The organism is Streptomyces noursei, assembly GCF_001646665.1.
In the GTDB taxonomy this organism is placed as follows: Bacteria; Actinomycetota; Actinomycetes; order Streptomycetales; family Streptomycetaceae; genus Streptomyces; species Streptomyces lavendulocolor.
This window is the reverse complement of record NZ_LWBU01000369.1, coordinates 87,813-106,535: the sequence shown is the minus strand read 5'-3', so window position 1 is coordinate 106,535 and position 18,723 is coordinate 87,813. Positions and strand designations below refer to the sequence as shown.

Sequence of the window (18,723 nt, the reverse complement as noted above, 5' to 3'; positions counted from 1 at the left end):
CGTGGGCTTCTGGGAGTACGTCGCCGCCCGGCACCAGCAGCTGCTCACGGACGCGTTGCAGCACGTCGGCGCCGTCTTCCAGTGCATGGTGATCGCCACCGCGCTGGGCGTGGCGATCGCCCTGGCCACCTACCGCAGCGGCTGGGCGGGCGACCTCGCCGTCGCGTGCACGTCGACCGCGCTCACCGTTCCCTCCCTGGCGCTGATCGGCCTGCTGATCCCGGTGGTGGGCCTCGGGGTGCCGCCCACGGTGATCGCGCTGGTGCTGTACGGGCTGCTGCCGGTGGTGCGCAACGCGATCGTGGGGCTGCGGGGCGTCGACCCGGCGCTGGTGGACGCCGCCCGGGGCATCGGGATGTCCCCGGCGGCCCGGCTGGTGCGGGTGGAGCTGCCGCTCGCCTGGCCGCCGATCCTGACGGGGATCCGGGTGTCCACGCAGATGCTCATGGGGATCGCCGCGATCGCCGCCTACGCCTCGGGGCCGGGGCTCGGCAACGAGATCTTCCGCGGGATCGCCTCCCTGGGCAGCGCCAACGCGCTCAACCAGGTGCTGGCGGGGACGCTGGGGATCGTGCTGCTGGCGCTCGCCTTCGACGCCGCGTACGTCCTGCTCGGGCGGCTGACGATTCCGAGGGGGATCCGTGAGCGCGCGCATTGAGCTGGAGAACCTGTCGAAGAGGTACCCCGGCAGCCAGTCACCGGCCGTGGACGACGTCTCGATGGAGATCCGGCCGGGTGAGACGGTGGTCCTCGTCGGGCCCTCGGGGTGCGGGAAGTCGACCACGCTGAGGATGATCAACCGGCTGATCGAACCGTCGTCGGGGCGCATCCGCATCGACGGCGAGGACGTCACCCGCATCGATCCGGTGCGGCTGCGCCGCGAGGTGGGGTACGCGATCCAGTCCTCGGGGCTGTTCCCGCACATGACGGTCGCCGAGAACATCGCCCTCGTACCGAGGATGCTGGGCTGGTCCAGGGCGCGGGTGCGGGAGCGGGTCGAGGAGATGCTGGTCCTGGTGGGGCTCGACCCCGGCGAGTTCCACGGGCGCTATCCGCGCCGGTTGTCGGGCGGCCAGCAGCAGCGGGTCGGGGTGGCGCGGGCGCTGGCGGCGGACCCCCCGGTGCTGCTGATGGACGAACCGTTCGGGGCGGTGGACCCGATCACCCGCGACCACCTCCAGGACGAGCTCGTCCGGTTGCAGCGGGAGCTGCGCAAGACGATCGTCTTCGTCACCCACGACCTCGACGAGGCGATCAGGCTGGGCGACCGGATCGCCGTGCTGCGCGAGCGCTCGCGCATCGCCCAGTTCGACACGCCGGAGGCGATCCTGACCGGCCCGGCGGACGACTTCGTGTCCGGGTTCGTGGGCGCGGGCGCCGCGCTGAAGCGGCTGAACCTGACGCGCCTGCGGGACGTGCGGATCGGCGCCTTCCCCACCGTGTCCGTCGACGACCCGCGGCGGACGGTCCTCGGCCGGCCGGCCGACGGCCCGCACGGCGAGCTGCTGGTGCTGGACCGGCACCGGCGGCCCCGCACCTGGCTGCGGCGCGGGGACCTGGCGCGCGCCGAGGGCTTCCCGGCGCGGGCGGGGCGGGCGGTGCGCGGCACGGTGACGCGTGACGCGACGCTGCGCGACGCGCTGGAGGCGGTGCTCCTCGACCCGGCGGGCCGGGTCGCGGTGACGGGGCGGCGCGGCGAGTACGCGGGGATCGTCGACATGGGGACGCTGATGGCCGCGGTGCACGGGATGCTGGAGGCTGACCGGGCGGCCGCGGCCGGGCGCCCGAGGGAGGGGCGCCCGCACCGCGCGGAGCGGGAGCGCGGCGCGTGACGGCCGGGGCGGGGACGCGGGACGTCCGCGGCGCCGGGCCGCGCACCGCGCGGCGGGACGCGCCCGGGCGGCGCGTACCGCCGGCGAAGCTGGTGGTCGTGCCCGCCGTGGTGGCCGTGCTGCTGTCGGCGACGTACCTGTGGATCTCGCACGTCCAGCTGGACGCGATCGCCCGGAACGCGCTGGCGGGCGGCAACGTGCAGCTGCGGCTGCGGCAGCACGTCGTGCTCACGGCCGTGTCCACGTTCTGGGTGCTCCTCGTCGCGGTGCCGCTCGGCGTCGCGCTGACCCGCCGGGGGCTGCGGCGGGCGGCGCCGGCCGCCACGGCGCTGGCGAACGTGGGCCAGGCGACCCCGGCGATCGGCCTGCTGGCGCTGCTGGTGATCGGGCTGGGCATCGGGCCGTCGACCGCGATCACCGGCATGGTCGTGTACGCGGTGCTGCCGGTGCTGTCCAACACGATGGCCGGACTGCGGACGATCGACCCGCTGATGGTGGAGGCCGCGCGGGGCGTCGGCATGTCGGCGGCGGGCCGGTTGCTGCGGGTGGAACTGCCTCTGGCGGTGCCGCTGATCCTGGCGGGGGTGCGCACGGCGCTGGTGCTGAACGTGGGGACGGCGACGCTGGCGACGTTCGTGGGCGGTGGGGGGCTCGGCGACCTGATCACGACGGGCATCCAGACGCAGCGGATGCCGGTGCTGGTGCTGGGTTCCGTCCTCACCGTCGCCCTGGCGCTGCTGGTCGACTGGCTGGCGTCGCTGGCGGAGCTGGTGCTGACGCCGCGCGGGCTGGAGGACGCATGAGGCACCGCGGGAGGGCGGCGGGGTGCACGGCGCTGGCGCTGGTGCTGGTGCTCGCGGGGTGCGGGCTGAAGAGCGGCTCGCCGATGGCCGACGACGTCCTGCCCGGTTCGGTGGGGCGCGGGCAGCCGCTCAGGGGCGCCTCGCTGACGGTCACGTCCAAGAACTTCAGCGAGAACCTGGTGCTCGGCCACATGATCGGCCTGATCTTCAAGGCGGCGGGTGCCGAGGTGCTGGACAGGACGAACCTGCCGGGGTCCCTCAGCGGCCGGGAGGCGATCGTCAAGGGCGACGCCGACGCGATCTACGAGTACACGGGCACGGCGTGGATCACGTACCAGGGCAGGCAGGAGCCGATCGCCGACCCGCGCGCGCAGTGGGAGGCGGTGCGGGACGCGGACGTGCGCAACGGCGTCGCCTGGCTGCCGCCCTCGGCGCTGGACAACACGTACACGCTGGCGATCAGCAGGCGGAACAACGCCGCGTACCGGCTGCGGACGCTCTCGGACGTGGCGGAGCTGTCCCGCCGCGACCCGTCGGCGGTGACGCTGTGCGTGGAGAACGAGTTCGCGTCCCGGGAGGACGGGCTGCCGGGGATGCGACGGGCGTACGGGATGGACATCCCGGCGGCCAACATCCGCAAGATGGACGCGGGGATCATCTACACGCAGGTGGCCGGGTCGGGCTCGTGCCTGCTGGGCGAGGTCTACACGACGGACGGCCGGATCGCGGCCATGGGGCTGGACACCATGGCGGACGACCGGCACTTCTTCCCGAACTACAACGCGGCGCCCGCCCTGCACGCGGCGACCTTCGCGAAGTACCCGGTGATCGCCGAACTGCTCGACCCGCTGAGCGCCCGGCTGGACACGGCGGTGGCGCGGGAGCTGAACGCGCGGGTGGACGTGGACGGCGAGGACCCGCACGAGGTGGCGAAGGAGTGGCTGCTGGAACAGGGGTTCATCAGGGAGCCGTGACCACAGCCTCCGCGAGTTGCAAAGAAGTGCTTGCAACGCTTCCTTTGCAACTCTAGGGTGGGGGCATGCCCGAGCCCGACAGCACCGCCCCCGGCACCCCGCCCATCCGGCAGCTCGACCCGCGCTCGCTGCGGGGCCTCGCCCACCCGCTGCGCATCCGGCTGCTCAGCACCCTGCGCCATCACGGCCCCGCGACCGCCTCCCAACTGGCCGAACGGCTCGGCGAGTCGAGCGGAGCCACCAGCTACCACCTGCGGCAACTCGCCTCGTACGGCTTCGTCGAGGACGCCCCCGAGCGCGGCAAGGGGCGCGAACGCTGGTGGCAGGCCGTGCACCAGGGCACCTCCTGGGACGCGTCGCTCTTCGACGAGGAGGACGCCGAGACGCGCGGCGCGGTCAACGTGTTCATGCACGAGATCGCCACCATCCACGGCCAGGAACTGTCCACCTGGATCGGCACGATGCGCGACTGGCCGGCCGAGTGGGCCAAGAACGCGGACCTGAGCGACTTCACCCTGCGCCTCGGCCCCCGTCAGGTCCGCGAGCTGGGCGAGAAGCTCCACGAACTCATCAACGGCTACCGCGACGTCGAGCCGGACGACGACGCCGCCAAGGTACGCCTCCACCTGCACGCGTTCCCGCAGGCCGACGACCGGAAGGACCGCTGACCGCCATGCACCCCGACATACACCTGAGCCTGCACGCCCTGCGCGCCGCCGACTTAAGGGACCGGGCACCCCGGCGGCCCGCCGCCCGCCACCGCCCCGTCCGCGCCCGCCTGGGCTGGACGCTCGTCGAGCTGGGTCTGCGGCTGGCCGTCGCTCCCCCGCCCCGTACCGCCCCGGCCGCATGACCGGGGCCCCGGACCGCCGGCCGCTCGCCACCGTGCTGGCGGCCAACGCGATATCGATCAGCGGCAACGCCCTGACCCTCATCGGAGTCCCCTGGTTCGCCCTCCAGACCACCGGCAGCCCCGGCAAGGCGGGGCTCGTCGCCTTCTGCGCCACCCTGCCGGTCGTCGTCTCGGCGCTCGCCGGCGGGCCGGTCATCGACCGGATCGGCCGCCGGCGCGTCAGCGTCGTCTCGGACCTGGTCTGCGCCCTCGCCCTCGGCACGATCCCGCTGCTGCACCACGCGGGCCGGCTCGACTTCTGGCTGCTGTGCACCCTGATGGGCGTCACCGGGCTGTTCCACGCACCCGGCGAAACGGCCCGGCACGTCCTCGTCCCGGACCTCGCGGAACGGGCCGGCACCACCCTCGCGCGGGCGGCCAGCCTCTTCGACGCGGTGTCGCGCGGGGCGCGGATGACGGGTGCGGCCCTCGCGGGCGTCCTGATCGCCCTGGTGGGCGCGGAGACCGTGCTGGTGCTGGACGCCGCGTCCTTCGGCCTCTCCGCGCTACTGGTCCTCGGCGGCGTCCGGGGGGTGAAGGCCGCCGAGCCGCAGCGGGACGGCGCCCCGGTCTCCCCGCGCCGCTACCGGGCCGAGCTGCGCGAGGGGTACGCCTTCCTGCTGCGCTCCCGGCTGCTGCTGGGCATCACGCTGATGGTGATGGCCACCAACGGCCTGAGCCAGGGCTGGAGCGCGGTGCTCCTGCCGGTGCACGCCCAGCGCGCCCTGGGCGGCGCGGCCGCGATCGGCCTGATCTCGGCGGTGTGGGGCGGGAGCGCGCTGCTGGGCGCCCTGCTGTACGGGGCGGTGGGGCACCGCTTCCGGCGCCGGACGGTGTTCACGGTCGCGTCCCTGCTCAGCGGGGCGCCCCCGTTCGTCACGGCGGCGGCGACGGACGGCGTGTGGCCGCTGGTGGTGACCGCGGCGGTCGGCGGAGTGGGCTCGGGAACGCTCAACCCGATCCTCACGACCGTGCTGTACGAGCGGGTCCCGGACGCCCTCCGCAGCCGGGTGGCGGGGGTGACGACGGCCGGGGCGCTGATGGCCATGCCGCTGGGCGCGGTGGGCGCGGGCTTCCTGGTCGAGCAGGCCGGTCTGGCCCCGACGCTGCTGGCGGTGGGCGCCCTGTACTTCGTGGTGACGCTGGCGCCGGCGGTGTTCCCCTGCTGGCGGGAGATGGACCGTCCGGCCGCCTCCGCGGTCAGCAGCTCGGGACCTTCTTCCCCCGCTCCAGAGCGCGCAGCGACGACACCGCGTCCTGGAGCGAGGTGACGGGGACGAGCCGCAGGCCCTCCGGCTTCTCGGCCTGGGCGTCCCCGCACTCGTCCTTCGGTACGAGGAAGACCGACGCGCCGTCGCGGTGGGCGGCCTGCGTCTTGAGGGACACCCCGCCCACGGCGCCGACCGTGCCGTCGGCCTCGACCGTGCCGGTCCCGGCGACGGTGCGGCCACCGGTGAGGTCGCCGCCCGCGCCGTCGCCCTGGATCTTGTCGACGATCCCGAGCGCGAAGAACAGCCCGGCGCTGGGCCCGCCGACGTCGGCGAGTTCGAGGTCGACCTTCACCTGCTCGGGGCTCTTGCCGAGGTAGCCGAGGGCGGCCTCGACCGCGGTGTTCTGCGACTCGCGCATCTGGCCGATGTTGCGCTTCTCGATCTCGGCGTCGGACTTGCCCGGCGGGTAGACGGAACCGTGCGGCAGCACGGCCCGGTCGCCCCGGAACCAGCTGTCCACGACGTCCCCGAGGTCGACGTCGGTGCGCGGGCCGGTGGCGACGATGGTCGTCATCAGCAGCTTGCCCTCCGTCGCCCGCACGGGGGTGCCGGAGACGGTGATGACCTGCCGGCCCCTGTGCTTCCCCAGGACGTCACTGGTCGACCCCGGCTGCGCGAGGGTGAACGGCAGCGGCGCGACCGCCGCGGCCACGAACAGGCCGACGACGGGCAGGGCGCACAGGGCGAGGGCGCGGGGGCGCGTGAGACGGGAGAGCACGGTGCCAATCTATCCGCCGCCCGCCGGCCCCGTGCCGGGGCGGGTGCGGCGCGGCGGGCGGGGCGCGGTGGGCGGGGCCGCGGCGTGGCGGTCGCGGCGGAGGCGGGGGGCGGCGGGTCGCGGCGGAGGCCGCGGGGCGGTTGCGGCGAGTGCGGCGCAGGCAGGGCGGGGCGCCGCGGGGGCGGCGCGGTGCCGCGGGCGTCAGCGCAGGGCGTCGGCGACCTCGCGGGCGGCGTCGACCACGCGGGGGCCGACCCGTTCCGGTACGGCGTCCGCCAGCATGACCACGCCCACGCTGCCCTCGACGCCCGTCACGCCCAGCAGCGGGGCCGCCGCGCCGCTCGCGCCGGCCTCCAGCTCGCCGTGCGTCAGCGTGTAGCCCGGCTCGCTCAGCGCGCCCTGCCGGGCGGCGAGTATCGCGCGGCCGGCCGCACCCCGGTCCAGCGGGTGACGGAAGCCGGCCCGGTAGGCCACGTGGTAGTCCGTCCAGGTCGGCTCGACGACCGCGACGGCGAGCGCCTCCGCCCCGTCGACGAGGGTCAGGTGGGCGGTGGCGCCGATGTCCTCGGCCAGCGACCGCAGGGCGGGCAGTGCGGCCTCCCGCACCAGCGGGTGCACCTGGCGGCCGAGCCGCAGCACGCCGAGGCCGACGCGGGCGCGGCCGCCCAGGTCGCGGCGGACCAGGGCGTGCTGTTCGAGGGTGGCGAGCAGACGGTAGACCACGGTCCGGTTGACCCCGAGTTTGTTGGACAACTCGGTGACGGTCAGCCCGTGGTCGGTGTCGGCGAGCAGCTTGAGGACGCGCAGTCCTCGGTCGAGCGTCTGGGATGTCTCCGCGGTCACGACGCCCTCTCCTTCGGAGTGAGTGACGGCGGACACTCTCAAGGGCGGACGCGCCACCGGTCCCATCGGCGACGCACGGAGAGGCCGCCGGCAGGCCATGGCACACCGGCTGCGCTCCGCGGCGGCGCTGCCACGGGGCGTTGCATTGCGATTGCCGGGACAGTAGCGACCCGCTCCGCTCAGCGGAAGGCCTCGTCCAGAATCCGGGCGCAAGCGTTTTCGGTACGGAGACTTCGCCCCGTTATGCACCCCTGTGGCGCGGGGCGGACCGGCGGTTTCCGCTCAGCGCATCCGGGTGGCCCACTCCTGCACCTTCTTGATCCGTTCGCGGATCTGGCCCGCCGTGGCCTCCGCGCTCGGCGGGCCGCCGCACACCCGGCGCAGCTCGGTGTGGATGACGCCGTGCGGCTTGCCGCTCTGGTGGACGTACGCGCCGACCATCGTGTTGAGCTGCTTGCGCAGCTCCAGCAGCTCCTTGTGCGAGACGACGGGCCGCCGCTCGGCCGGCAGCTCCAGCAGGTCCGCCTCCTCGGCGGGCTTCTGCCTGCTGTGCGCGATCTGCCGCGCCTGGCGCTTGCGGAGCAGCAGCTGCACCTGGTCGGGCTCCAGCAGCCCGGGGATGCCGAGGTAGTCCTGCTCCTCCTCGCTGCCCGGGTGGGCCTGCATGCCGAACTCGGCCCCGTCGTAGAGGACCCGGTCGAAGACGGCGTCGGACTCCAGCGCCTCGAAGGGCAGCATGTCCTGCTCGCCGGTGTCCTCGTCCTGCTCCTTGTTCGCCTCGTCCATCTCCTTCTCGGACTCGGCGTACGGGTCCTCCTCGCCCTCCTTCTTGGGCTTGTCGAGGGCGTGGTCGCGCTCGACCTCCATCTCGTTCGCGAAGGTCAGCAGGGTCGGGATGGTGGGAAGGAACACGGACGCGGTCTCGCCGCGCCTGCGGGAACGCACGAAACGGCCCACGGCCTGCGCGAAGAACAGCGGCGTCGAGATCGTGGTCGCGTAGACGCCGACCGCCAGGCGCGGCACGTCGACGCCCTCCGACACCATGCGGACGGCGACCATCCAGCGGTCGTCACCCTCGCTGAACTCGTCGATCCGCTTGGACGCGCCCGCGTCGTCGGAGAGCACGACGGTCGCCCTGGTGCCGGTGATCTCCCGGATGAGCTTGGCGTAGGCGCGCGCCGAGTCCTGGTCGGAGGCGATGACCAGGCCGCCCGCGTCCGGGATGCCCTTCCTGACCTCGGTGAGCCGCTGGTCGGCGGCGCGGAGCACGTTGGGCATCCAGTCGCCGCGCGGGTCGAGCGCGGTGCGCCAGGCCTGCGAGATCGCGTCCTTGGTCATCGGCTCGCCCAGCTTGGCCGCGACCTCGTCGCCGGCCTTGGTGCGCCAGCGCATGTTGCCGCTGTAGCTCAGGAAGATGACCGGGCGGACGACGCCGTCGCCGAGCGCGTTGCCGTATCCGTACGTGTAGTCGGCGGAGGACCGCCGGATGCCGTCGTTGCCCTCCTCGTACGTGACGAAGGGGATCGGGTTGGTGTCGGACCGGAACGGCGTACCGGTGAGCGCCAGGCGACGTGTCGCCGGCTCGAAGGCCTCCAGGCAGGCCTCGCCCCAGGACTTGGAGTCACCGGCGTGGTGGATCTCGTCGAGGATGACGAGCGTCTTGCGCTGCTCGCTGCGGTTGCGGTGCAGCATCGGCCGCACGCCGACGCCGGCGTAGGTGACCGCGACCCCGTGGTACTCCTTGCTCAGCGGCCCGGCGCTGTAGTCCGGGTCGAGCTTGATCCCTATCCGCGCGGCGGCGGCGGCCCACTGCTTCTTCAGGTGCTCGGTGGGCGCGACGACGGTGATCTGCTGCACCACGTGGTGGTGCAGCAGCCAGGACGCGAGCGTCAGGGCGAAGGTGGTCTTGCCGGCGCCGGGTGTCGCGACGGCGAGGAAGTCGCGCGGCTGTTCCTGGACGTACTTCTCCATCGCGGCCTGCTGCCAGGCGCGCAGCTTGTTGGCGGTGCCCCACGGGGCGCGGCCGGGGAAGGCGGGTGAGAGGTGATGGGAGGCGGTAGTGGTCACGGTCTCCGACTCGGTCTCTCGGCGGTACGTACGACAACCGGGCCACCCTACCGGTGCCGCCGGCCGCGCCCGGTCCGCACCGGGCGGGACCGGCCGCGGTTGAGACCGGCGTCACACGACCAGATCGCGCAGGCCCTGGGCGATGACCTTCACTTCGTCCGCCTCGCCCGTGGCAACGGCGATGACGAGCCGCTCGGCGGCGTCGATGTCCGGACGCAGTTCCACACCGTTCATGGCCAGGAACGTGACACAGGACAGCCACGCGGTGCGCTTGTTCCCGTCGACGAGCGGGTGATTGACGGCGAGCGACTGCAGGAGCGCGGCCGCCTTGTCCACCAGGTCGGGGTACGCCTCCTCGCCGAACATGGCCGCCGCGGGCCGGTGCACCGCGGATTCGAGGAGCCCCGCGTCCCGCACGACGACGACCTGGTCATCGACCGCGTACTCGGCGATGACCAGGACGTCCTCGGAGGACAGGTAGAGGAACGTCACTTGAGCCTCTCCATGAGCTCATGCCACTTGGCCGCCTGGTCCTTGGCCGTCTTGCGCACGATGGCCTCCTGGGCGGTACGCGCCAGGTAGTCGTCGATCGCCCGCAGGACTATGGCGTGCATGCTGGCGCCCTCCTGCTCGGCACGCTGCTTGAGTGCGTCGGCCTGGTCGTCACGGAGACGGAGATTCATAGCCATACCAGAACGGTACCACGTATGGGGTCATTCTGGTACTACTTCTTGCCGGCGGCAGGCTTGCCCAGCCGCGTCGCCACCCACGCCCCCACCAGCGCCACCGCCGCCATCGGCAGGAACACCGCGGCGAAGGCCGCCGGGTGCGAGCCGCCCGCGGCGGCCGGTCCGGCCGCGGCGTGGCCGGCCGCCGACCCGCCGCCCAGCGCGGCGAAGGCGGCACCGCCCAGCGTGAGGAGCACCGCGTTGGAGAGCCCGTCCGAGATCTGGAGGGCCGCCGAGTTCGTCCCCGCCTCCCCCGGCGCCGACAGCTGGAGCAGCAGGACGCTCGTCGAGGCGATCACCATGCCCATGCCGAGGCAGCCCACGCCCCACGCCACGCCCACGGTCCACACCGGTACGGCCGGGAGCAGCACGCCCGGCGCGGCCGCGACGGCCCCGGCGACCAGCAGCATCCCGAGGACCATCAGCCGCTCCCGGTACGGTTCCACGCGCGGCCGCGACTGGAGGTACGAGCCCAGCGCCCACGTCGCACCGCCCACCGCCAGCGACAGCCCGGCCAGGGTCGGGCTCAGTCCCCGCTCGGTGACCAGCATCAGCGGTACGAACGACTCGGCGGAGATGAACGCCCCTGCCGCCAGCCCCCGCAGCAGCACCACCGACGGCAGCCCCCGCGCCGCCCGGTAGGTGCCGCGCGGCAGCAGCCCCAGCGCGGCGGGCACGAGCAGCGCCGCGCCGGCCGCCGCCGGGACCAGCGACGCCCACCGGAGGTCCTGGCCGGCGTACTGGAGCAGGCCCGCGCCGAGCGAGATGCCCAGCGCCAGCCGGATGCGCCGCCCGTCGAACGGCGGCCTGGGCTCCCCCGGGTCGGCCGGCCCGGACGCCGTCCGGCGTATCGCGGGCAGCGCGAGGGCCAGCGGCAGGACGATCAGGACGGGGATGCCGACGAACACCCACCGCCACCCCAGCCGCTCGGTCACCGTCCCGGCGGCGAGGGGCCCGACGATCGAGGGGACGACCCAGCCGGCGGCGAACGCCGCCATGATCGCGGGCCGCAGCCGCTCCTCGTAGGCCCGGCTGACGACCACGTACAGCGCCACGATCACCATGCCCCCGCCGAGCCCCTGCACGGCCCGCCCGAGGACGAACAGCCACATCGCCCCCGCCGTCCCCGACAGCAGCAGCCCCGCCCCGAAGGCGGCGATACCGGTGGTGACCGGCGCCAGGGGCCCGGCGCGGTCGGACCACTGGCCGGACAGCACCATGGCGAAGAGGCTGGTGGTGAAGTACGCGGAGAAGCCGAACGCGTACAGCGGGACGCCGTGCAACTCCCGTGCGGCGACCGGCATCGCCGTACCGACGGCCATCGCCTCGAAGGCGATGAGCATCACGACGGAGACGATGCCGACGCTGAGCGCGCGGTGGTCGCGGTCGAGGACACCACCGGGTTCCTGCGGCCCGGCGGCGGGGGTCCCGGTGCGGCTGGGGTCGTCCAGGGTCATGGACCCAACCGTAAGGGGCGACAAGGGATATGGCCCCTGTCCGGGGGCCGGACGTGCCTCCGCCCTTGGTCGTACGTCCGTGAACAGCGTGTGGCAGTCGGATTGCATCCCTTCCGCCCCCGCGGGAGCGCACCCTACGGTCGTACCGCGAGCACCACCCACGACCGTGTGCCCGAGAGGCTCAGGGGCCGGACTGCAACTCCGGTGACGCGGGTTCGAATCCCGCCACGGTCTCCACACCGCCCTACGGCACGAGGGCGCGGTCCAGGTCCGCCAGGATCGCGTCCACCGTGGCCTCCACCGTCAGTTCGGACGTGTCGAGCCACAGCCCGATCCGCGCGGTCTCCTCGCGCAGCCCCCGGTCCAGCCGCTCGGGCGTCCGGCCGCCGCCGTAGCCGGACTTGCCGCGCCCCGCCTCGCGGGCGGCGACCACGGGCTTCTCCGCCGTCGTCCAGGACGTGGTGCTGGGCCCCGAACTCGCCGCGTACACCCGCCTCGTCAGGACCCGGCTCCGGTACGTCGTGGTCCTCGCACCGCTCCCGGACGCCACCGCCGACGCGTACGCGGACGAGGAGCGCCTGGGCGACGGTCGACTTCCCGGCGGCCATGATGCCGGTGACCAGCACGACGGCGGGCACGGCGACCGGCTACGGCGCCGCGACCGCCGCCTGGGGGCGGATCGGGAGCCGGTTGACGGGGCGGCCCGTGGCGGACCGCACGGCGGCGGCCACCGCGGCCGGGGAGGTGACCACCGGGACCGCGCTGGCGGCCTTGGCGCCGAACGGGGCGACCACGTCCCGCTCCTCGACGAGCTTGACGATGCGGATGTCCGGGGCGTCCAGGGCGGTGGGGAGCGCGTAGCCGGTGAGGTCGGGGTGGCGGACCAGGCCGCGGGCGGTGCGCAGGTTCTCGGTGAGCGCCGCGCCGACGCCCTGTGTGACGCCCGCCTCGATGCGGGTGGCGAGCTGCGCCGGGTTGAGGACCCGGCCGACGTCCTGGGCGACCGCCATCTCGACGACCCGGACCGAGCCGAGTTCGACGTCGACGTCGACGACCGCGCGGATGGCGCAGAAGGCCAGGCCCACGAAGGCGTCGCCCTGGCCGGCGCCGTCGAGGGGTTCGGTGGGGTGGGGGCGGCACTGGGCGGTGGCCCACAGCTCCTTGCCCTCCAGCGCCTCCGTGACGGTGGTGGACAGGACGCCGTCGTAGGAGGTGATCTTCCCGTCGGTGATCTGGAGCAGTTCGGTGGACATGCCGAACTTGTGGGCCAGCGGCTGGAGGAGCTGGGTCCGGACCATCTTGGCGGCCCGCTCGACGGCGCCGCCGGAGACCCAGGTGTGGCGGCCGTGGGTCGCCGGGCCCGCGGGGGGCTGGTCGGTGTCGACGGAGGCGACGTGGACCTCGTCGATGCCCAGGGTGTCCTGGACGATCTGGCGGGCGAGGGTGGAGAAGCCCTGGCCGGTCTCGACCGCCGCGCAGATGACGGTCGCCATCCCGTCGTGGACCTTGACCGTGGCCGTGGAGACCTCGTCCGTGCCCTCCGCCCCCAGCATGTGGACCATGCCGAGCGCGTAGCCGACGCCGCGGCGCACGGCGCCGGGCTCCCCCGCGCCCTCCGGGCCGCCGGGCAGCAGCCAGCCGTCCTCCGGGGAGTCCTTGGGGAGCGCGGGCAGCGGGAAGTCGCGTACGGCCTGGAGGAGTTCGGCGACGGGGGCGGGGCAGGTGACGGTCTGGCCGGTGGGCAGGATGTCGCCGGTGGCGAGCACGTTGCGCAGCCGCAGTTCGGCGGGGTCCAGGCCCAGGCGGGCGGCGAGCTTGTCCATCTGCGCCTCGTAGGCGGCGCAGACCTGCATCGCGCCCTCGCCGCGCACATGGCCGGAGGGGGGGTTGTTGGTGCGTACCGCCCAGCCCTCGACGAAGGCGTGCGGGACGACGTAGGGGCCGCAGGCGAAGGCGACGGCGGCGGCGAGCGACTCGGAGGAGGCCTCGGCGTAGGCGCCGGCGTCGAGGAGGATCTGCGCCTCGACCTTGACCAGACGGCCGTCCGCGTCCGCGTGGTGGCGGTAGCGCAGCAGGGTCGGGTGGCGGTGGGCGTGGCCGAGGAAGGACTCCTCGCGGGTGGCGGCCAGCTTGACGGGGCAGCCGGTGCGCAGGGCGAGGAGGCCCAGCGGGATCTGGAAGCCCGGGTCCTCGCGGTCGCCGGTGGCGCCGGGGACGCCGGTGACGACCACCTTGACCTGCTCGGGGCCGAGGCCGAAGCAGGCGGCGGCGAGGTCCCGGTCGGTGTGCGGGTCGGTGGAGGCGGTGTAGATGTCGACGCCGCCGTCCGGGCGGGGCACGGCGAGCCCGGCCTCGGCGCCGATCGGCGCGGGGTCCTGGCGGCCGATGCGGTACAGGCCCTCGACCACGACCTCGCCCGTGGCGTCCGGGTCGCCGTAGCGGAGCGGGATGTGGCGGACGAGGTTGCCGTCCGGGTGCAGGGGCGGGGCGGCGAAGGCCTTCTCCGGGTCGGTGACCGGGTCGAGGATCTCGTACTCGACGGCGATGGCCGCGGCGGCCAGGCGGGCCGTGTCCGGGTGGTCGGCCGCGACCGCGGCGATGGCCTCGCCGTGGTGGCGCACCAGGTCGGAGGCGAAGACGGGGCGGTCGGCGACCGTCCGGCCGTAGGTCGCCTCGCCGGGGACGTCGGCGTGGGTCACCACGGTCCGCACGCCGGGCATCCCGGCGGCGGCCGAGGTGTCGATCGACAGCACGCGCGCGTGTGCGTGCGGGGAGCGCAGGACGGCCGCCCACAGCAGGCCCTCGGCCCACAGGTCGGAGGCGTAGGGGAAGGTGCCCTCCGTCTTGGCGCGGGCGTCGGCGGACGGGAGGGACGCGCCGAGCCCGTGGGCCGGCTGCTCCTGCTGGGGCCCCTGGGGGCCGTCGACCGCCGGGATGGCGGTGGCCGCGTCGTTGCTCACGCCGTGCCTCCGTCGTGCGGGTGGGGGATCTGGTGCGGGATACGGGGCTGCGGTGCGGTGGCCCCGGCTGCGTCGGCGGCCTCGGCCGCGGCCTCGGCGGAGGCGGCGGCGCTCGCGGTGCGTCCGGCGACGACCTCGCGCACGGCGTCGAGGACCCCGCGGTAGCCGGTGCAGCGGCAGAGGTTGCCGCAGAGCGCCTGGCGGGTCTCCAGCTCGCTGGGGGCGTGGTTGCCCTCCAGCAGGTCGTGGACCGTCATGGCCATGCCGGGGATGCAGAACCCGCACTGGACGGCTCCGCAGGCGGCGAGGGCGCGCTGCACGTCGGAGGGTTCGCCGTCGGTGGCGAGCCCCTCGACCGTGCGCACCTCGCTGCCGGCCGCGGTCGCCGCGGGCACCAGGCAGGAGGCGACGAGCCGGCCGTCGACCTGGACGTTGCAGGCGCCGCACTCGCCCTGCGAGCAGCCGTCCTTGGCGCCGGCGAGGCCGAGCCGCTCGCGCAGCACGTACAGCAGGGACTCGCCGATCCACGCCTCGGTGACGGGGCGGTCCGTGCCGTTGACGCGCAGCACGTACGAGATGTGCGGGTGTTCCTCGCTGTCGGTGGCGTGGCTGGGGGCGGCGGCGTCCTCGTGCGGGCCGCCGGCCTCCTGCGGGCCGCCGTTGTCGTGCGAGTGCCCCTCGTGCCCGGGGTGCGCCGGGGTGCCGTCGGGGCCCTCGGCGGGCCCCTGGGCGGTCGTGGGGGCGTGGGCGGGGTCGTGGGCCGGGTCCGTGCCGGGAGCGGGGTGGGGGCGCGGGTCGGGGTCCGCCTGCCCGGGGCCGGCGGGCGCGGGCTCCGGGGTGTCGGCGCCGTCGTGCGGGGCCGGTTCGTGCGCGGGCTGCGGCTCGGGCGTCGCCCAGGGGGCGGGGGCGCCGCCGGGGAGGGTGGCCGGCGGGTTGCCGCCGGACCACTGGGAGGCGAGCGCCGACGTGGTGAACTCGCCCGATTCGTCCGGAAGGTCGCCCTGGGCGACCGGGATCGTCCACTGGCCGGTCAGCTCCGTGGGCGCGGGCGCCGGTGCGGGCGGGGCCTGGAAGGACCACTGGGCCGTGGCGTGCGGGTCGTGCGGCGCCCAGGCCTCCGGCGGCACATAGCCGTGGCCGGGGGCCTCCAGCGGGGCGCCGGTCGTCGACATGTCCGGCGGCAGCTGCACGAAGGCGGTCGCGTCGCTGTCGTACTCGCCCTGGGGTGTCGGCTGCCAGCCGCCCTGCCCCTGCGGGTTCTCGTTCTCGTCGGTGGTCACGACAGCGCCCTCCCCAGTGCCCGTCGGGCCAGCGCGGCGACCGTGCGCCGCAGGTGCAGTACGGCGGGCGGCAACTGCTCCTCGCCCGGCGGGTCCGGGATGCAGGCCGCCGCCACGTACTCGCCGAACGCCGTGAGCGCCTCGGGCGCCAGGCCCCGGTCGGCGTCCCAGTCGATCAGCGACGCGATCCAGCGCTCCGCCTCCAGCGGCCGCAGCGGCATCGGGGCGATGGCGCCGACCGCGCAGCGCACGCCGCGCCGCGCCGGGTCCAGCACGACCGCGACGGACGCGGTGGCCCGCCCGGGCCCGGTCCGGCCGGTGGCCTTCAGGAACACCTGCGGGGCGTGCAGCAGGGGTACGCGGACGTGGCCGATCAGTTCGGCGGGGCCGAGCAGCTCGCGGCCGGCCAGCAGGTGCGTCACCGGGACCTCCCGCATGCCGCCCGGGCCCGCGACGACGAGGTCCGCCTCCAGGGCGGCCAGCACGGGCAGGGAGTCACCGGTGGGCGCGGCCGTGACGATGTTGCCGCCCAGGGTGCCCGCGTTGCGGATCTGGGGCGGACCGGCCGCGCGGGCGGCGGCGGCCAGGGCGGGGATGAGCGCCGCGAAGTCCGGGCGGCCCATGCGCGCGTGGGTGAGGCCGGCGCCCAGCAGGGCGTGGCCGTCCTGGTACTGCCAGCCCCGGATCTCATTGATGCGGCCGAGGCCGACGAGGCCGGCGGGGCGCAACTGGCCCTTGTTGACGGCGGCCATCAAGTCCGTACCGCCCGCCACGGGCACGGCGGCGGGCATGGCGCTGAGCGCCGCCACGGCCTCGCCGAGCGTGGCCGGCAGCGTCACGGACTGCGCCGCCTGCGGTGCGTGCGTGGTCAACCCAGCTGCCCCTTCCCGGTGTCCCGGCTGTCCCGGCTGTCCCGCCTGTGTTGCCGTACCGTACGTGCTCACAGCCCCGACGTGGCAACTCTGGCACATCTTCCGGGCCGGTCGGCGCGAGGGTCCGCGAAGCACACATCCGCCCCGGACATCCCGTGACCTGCGAGATGAACCGGTTTGCCACACCTTCGGAGGCACGTACGGATTGCCACTTCTCGGCGACCTTGTACGACTTATTCCAGGCGGCTGACGGGGGGAGCGGGGGGCGCCGCGGTGCGGGCGCCCCCTCGGGGCTCACACGTTCGGGGGCGGCCCGTCGATCGGGCGTCCGACCACCCCCGGGCGCTTCTGCCACGGCAACGGGCCGCCGGGCGGGCGGTAGTCGACGCCGAGCGCGTCGAGACGCCGGTAGTGGGCGGCCATCCGGCGTTCGAACCCGGCGAAGTCCCGCGCGGCCGGGTCGGTGGGGAGCCCGGTGGACCAGGCGACCTCGGCGAAGGCGGCGAGGCGCGGGAAGACCTGGTAGTCGACGCGGGAGCGGGAGTCCATCACCTCGGTCCAGACGTTCGCCTGGGTGCCGAGGACGTGCGCGGCGGCCGCCGGTGAGAGCCCGGGCGGTACGGGCTCGAAGCGGTAGACGTCCTCCAGGGTGCGGACGTATCCGATGGGCACCGGCTCGTCGGGGCCGCCGTCCTGCCGGTGGTCCAGGTACACGTGCTGCTCGGGGCACATCACGACGTCGTGGCCCGCCTCGGCGGCGGCGATCCCGCCGGCGTACCCGCGCCAGGAGGACACGGCGGCACCCGGCGCGAGGCCGCCCTCCAGGATCTCGTCCCACCCGATCAGGCGGCGCCCCCGGCGGGTGAGCCAGCGGTCGAAGTGGCCGATGAACCAGGACTGGAGGGCGTCCTCGTCGGCGAGCCCCAGTTCCTCGATGCGCGCCCGGGCGGCCGAGGAGGCCCGCCACTGGTCCTTCGGGCACTCGTCGCCGCCGAGGTGGACGAAGGGGGACGTGCCGGCGGGGAAGAGGTCGAGGACCTCCTCCAGGACGTTCTCGTAGAAGCGGAGGGTCTCGTCGGTGGGGGCGAGGACGTTCGGGTTGACGCCCCAGGTGTCCCAGACGGAGAGGGCCGCCGTGTCGACGACGTCGGTGTTGCCGAGCCAGGGGTAGGCGGCGATGGCGGCCTGCGAGTGGCCGGGGACGTCGATCTCGGGGACGACGCGCACGTGCCGCTCGGCGGCGTACGCGACGATCTCGCGGATGTCGTCCTGGGTGTAGTGGCCGCCGTGCGGCTGGTCGTCCCAGAGCGTGGAGGCCCGGTGGCCGCGCCTGGTGCGCGCCCGCCAGGCGCCGACCTCGGTGAGCCGGGGGTAGCGCTTGATCTCGATGCGCCAGCCCTGGTCGTCGGTGAGGTGCAGGTGGAGGACGTTCAGTTTGTGGGCGGCGAGGAGGTCGACGTAGCGCAGCACGTCGTCCTTGGGGCGGAAGTGGCGGGCCACGTCGAGCATCAGGCCCCGCCAGGCGAAGCGGGGCTCGTCCGCCACGACGGCCGCGGGGACCTCCCAGGGCCGGCCGGGCGGTCCGACCGGCGCCCTGCGGTACGCGTCGGGCCCGAGGAGCTGACGGTAGGTCTGGGCGCCCCAGAAGACGCCGGCCGCGCTGCCGCCGGTGATGCGCTGGGCGTGCCCGTCGATGGCGATCCGGTAGCCCTCGGGGGCCAGCCCGGGGTCGATGTCCAGCACGATGCGGCTGCCGGCGCCGTGGTGGCCTGTGGCGCGTGTGCCGTCGCCGCTGCCGTCGCCGTCGCCGCTGCCGTCGCTGCTGCCGTTGCTGTTGCCGTTGCTGTTGCCGTTCGGGAACGGCAGCCCGGTGGCGGCCCCGACGGTCGCGCGGAACCAGCGGGCGACGCCTTCCGTGCCGGGCCGGGCCTCCAGCGGCGTCCCGCCGTCGATGCGGACGTGTCCGGCGGGCGGCGACCAGCGGAGGGAGGACGGGGCGGGGACGAGGTCCAGGCGATCCATCGGG

The 18,723-nt window shown here is 74.7% G+C and carries 17 protein-coding genes and 1 tRNA gene; 7 read left to right on the top strand and 11 right to left on the bottom strand.

Features of this window, described 5'->3' with window-relative positions:
- Window position 1: 1 nt before the first annotated feature.
- The 6 genes from A4V12_RS27810 (at window position 2) to A4V12_RS27780 (ending at window position 5,772) form a co-directional block, all read left to right on the top strand.
- Window positions 2–658, top strand: coding sequence for an ABC transporter permease (locus tag A4V12_RS27810; protein WP_064072191.1), 657 nt, complete (start codon window positions 2–4; stop codon window positions 656–658).
- Window positions 642–1,832, top strand: a complete 1,191-nt coding sequence (locus tag A4V12_RS27805) for an ABC transporter ATP-binding protein (RefSeq protein WP_064072190.1) — start codon at window positions 642–644, stop codon at window positions 1,830–1,832. Before A4V12_RS27810 ends, A4V12_RS27805 begins: the two co-directional genes overlap by 17 nt.
- Window positions 1,829–2,635, top strand: a complete 807-nt coding sequence (locus A4V12_RS27800; RefSeq protein ID WP_064072189.1) for an ABC transporter permease — start codon at window positions 1,829–1,831, stop codon at window positions 2,633–2,635. The genes A4V12_RS27805 and A4V12_RS27800 overlap by 4 nt, the downstream gene beginning before the upstream one ends.
- Window positions 2,632–3,609 carry a glycine betaine ABC transporter substrate-binding protein gene (locus A4V12_RS27795; protein WP_064072188.1) on the top strand — a complete coding sequence of 326 codons (978 nt, stop codon included), beginning with the start codon at window positions 2,632–2,634 and terminating at the stop codon, window positions 3,607–3,609. The genes A4V12_RS27800 and A4V12_RS27795 overlap by 4 nt, the downstream gene beginning before the upstream one ends.
- Window positions 3,610–3,674: 65 nt before the next feature.
- Window positions 3,675–4,277, top strand: a complete 603-nt coding sequence (locus A4V12_RS27790; RefSeq protein ID WP_064072187.1) for an ArsR/SmtB family transcription factor — start codon at window positions 3,675–3,677, stop codon at window positions 4,275–4,277.
- 181 nt (window positions 4,278–4,458) lie between these two features.
- Window positions 4,459–5,772 carry an MFS transporter gene (locus A4V12_RS27780; protein WP_064072185.1) on the top strand — a complete coding sequence of 438 codons (1,314 nt, stop codon included), beginning with the start codon at window positions 4,459–4,461 and terminating at the stop codon, window positions 5,770–5,772.
- Here A4V12_RS27780 and A4V12_RS27775 read toward each other — a convergent pair.
- The 6 genes from A4V12_RS27775 to A4V12_RS27750 all read right to left on the bottom strand — a co-directional run bounded on the left by A4V12_RS27775 (window position 5,702) and on the right by A4V12_RS27750 (window position 11,585).
- The gene (locus tag A4V12_RS27775) at window positions 5,702–6,490 is read right to left on the bottom strand and encodes a S16 family serine protease (protein ID WP_064072184.1); all 789 of its coding nucleotides are present in this window, start codon (window positions 6,488–6,490) and stop codon (window positions 5,702–5,704) included. The genes A4V12_RS27780 and A4V12_RS27775 overlap by 71 nt on opposite strands.
- 201 nt (window positions 6,491–6,691) lie before the next feature.
- Window positions 6,692–7,333 carry an IclR family transcriptional regulator gene (locus A4V12_RS27770; protein ID WP_064072183.1) on the bottom strand — a complete coding sequence of 214 codons (642 nt, stop codon included), beginning with the start codon at window positions 7,331–7,333 and terminating at the stop codon, window positions 6,692–6,694.
- Window positions 7,334–7,615: 282 nt separating this feature from the next.
- Window positions 7,616–9,400, bottom strand: a complete 1,785-nt coding sequence (locus tag A4V12_RS27765) for a DEAD/DEAH box helicase (RefSeq protein WP_064072182.1) — start codon at window positions 9,398–9,400, stop codon at window positions 7,616–7,618.
- 111 nt (window positions 9,401–9,511) lie between these two features.
- On the bottom strand, window positions 9,512–9,892 hold the full coding sequence (locus A4V12_RS27760) for a type II toxin-antitoxin system death-on-curing family toxin (RefSeq protein WP_064072181.1): 381 nt from the start codon (window positions 9,890–9,892) through the stop codon (window positions 9,512–9,514).
- Window positions 9,889–10,089: a ribbon-helix-helix protein, CopG family gene (locus tag A4V12_RS27755; protein ID WP_064072180.1), complete on the bottom strand. Its 201-nt coding sequence runs from the start codon at window positions 10,087–10,089 to the stop codon at window positions 9,889–9,891. Before A4V12_RS27755 ends, A4V12_RS27760 begins: the two co-directional genes overlap by 4 nt.
- A 35-nt stretch (window positions 10,090–10,124) precedes the next feature.
- The gene (locus tag A4V12_RS27750; protein ID WP_064072179.1) at window positions 10,125–11,585 is read right to left on the bottom strand and encodes an MFS transporter; all 1,461 of its coding nucleotides are present in this window, start codon (window positions 11,583–11,585) and stop codon (window positions 10,125–10,127) included.
- 162 nt (window positions 11,586–11,747) lie between these two features.
- Between A4V12_RS27750 and A4V12_RS27745 the strand changes: the two genes are divergently transcribed.
- Window positions 11,748–11,822: transfer RNA gene (locus A4V12_RS27745), tRNA-Cys, on the top strand.
- 7 nt (window positions 11,823–11,829) lie between these two features.
- On the opposite strand, the gene A4V12_RS40045 is transcribed toward A4V12_RS27745, so the two are convergent.
- From A4V12_RS40045 to A4V12_RS27720, 5 genes are all read right to left on the bottom strand, one after another.
- Window positions 11,830–12,135 (bottom strand): hypothetical protein, encoded by a 306-nt coding sequence (locus A4V12_RS40045; protein WP_199831402.1) that lies wholly within the window; start codon window positions 12,133–12,135, stop codon window positions 11,830–11,832.
- A gap of 97 nt (window positions 12,136–12,232) precedes the next feature.
- Window positions 12,233–14,545, bottom strand: a complete 2,313-nt coding sequence (locus A4V12_RS27735) for a xanthine dehydrogenase family protein molybdopterin-binding subunit (RefSeq protein ID WP_064072178.1) — start codon at window positions 14,543–14,545, stop codon at window positions 12,233–12,235.
- On the bottom strand, window positions 14,542–15,825 hold the full coding sequence (locus A4V12_RS27730) for a (2Fe-2S)-binding protein (RefSeq protein WP_064072177.1): 1,284 nt from the start codon (window positions 15,823–15,825) through the stop codon (window positions 14,542–14,544). The genes A4V12_RS27735 and A4V12_RS27730 overlap by 4 nt, the downstream gene beginning before the upstream one ends.
- Window positions 15,822–16,697: an FAD binding domain-containing protein gene (locus tag A4V12_RS27725; protein WP_064072176.1), complete on the bottom strand. Its 876-nt coding sequence runs from the start codon at window positions 16,695–16,697 to the stop codon at window positions 15,822–15,824. Before A4V12_RS27725 ends, A4V12_RS27730 begins: the two co-directional genes overlap by 4 nt.
- Before the next feature lie 294 nt (window positions 16,698–16,991).
- The gene (locus A4V12_RS27720; protein WP_064072175.1) at window positions 16,992–18,719 is read right to left on the bottom strand and encodes a beta-N-acetylhexosaminidase; all 1,728 of its coding nucleotides are present in this window, start codon (window positions 18,717–18,719) and stop codon (window positions 16,992–16,994) included.
- Window positions 18,720–18,723 lie beyond the last annotated feature (4 nt).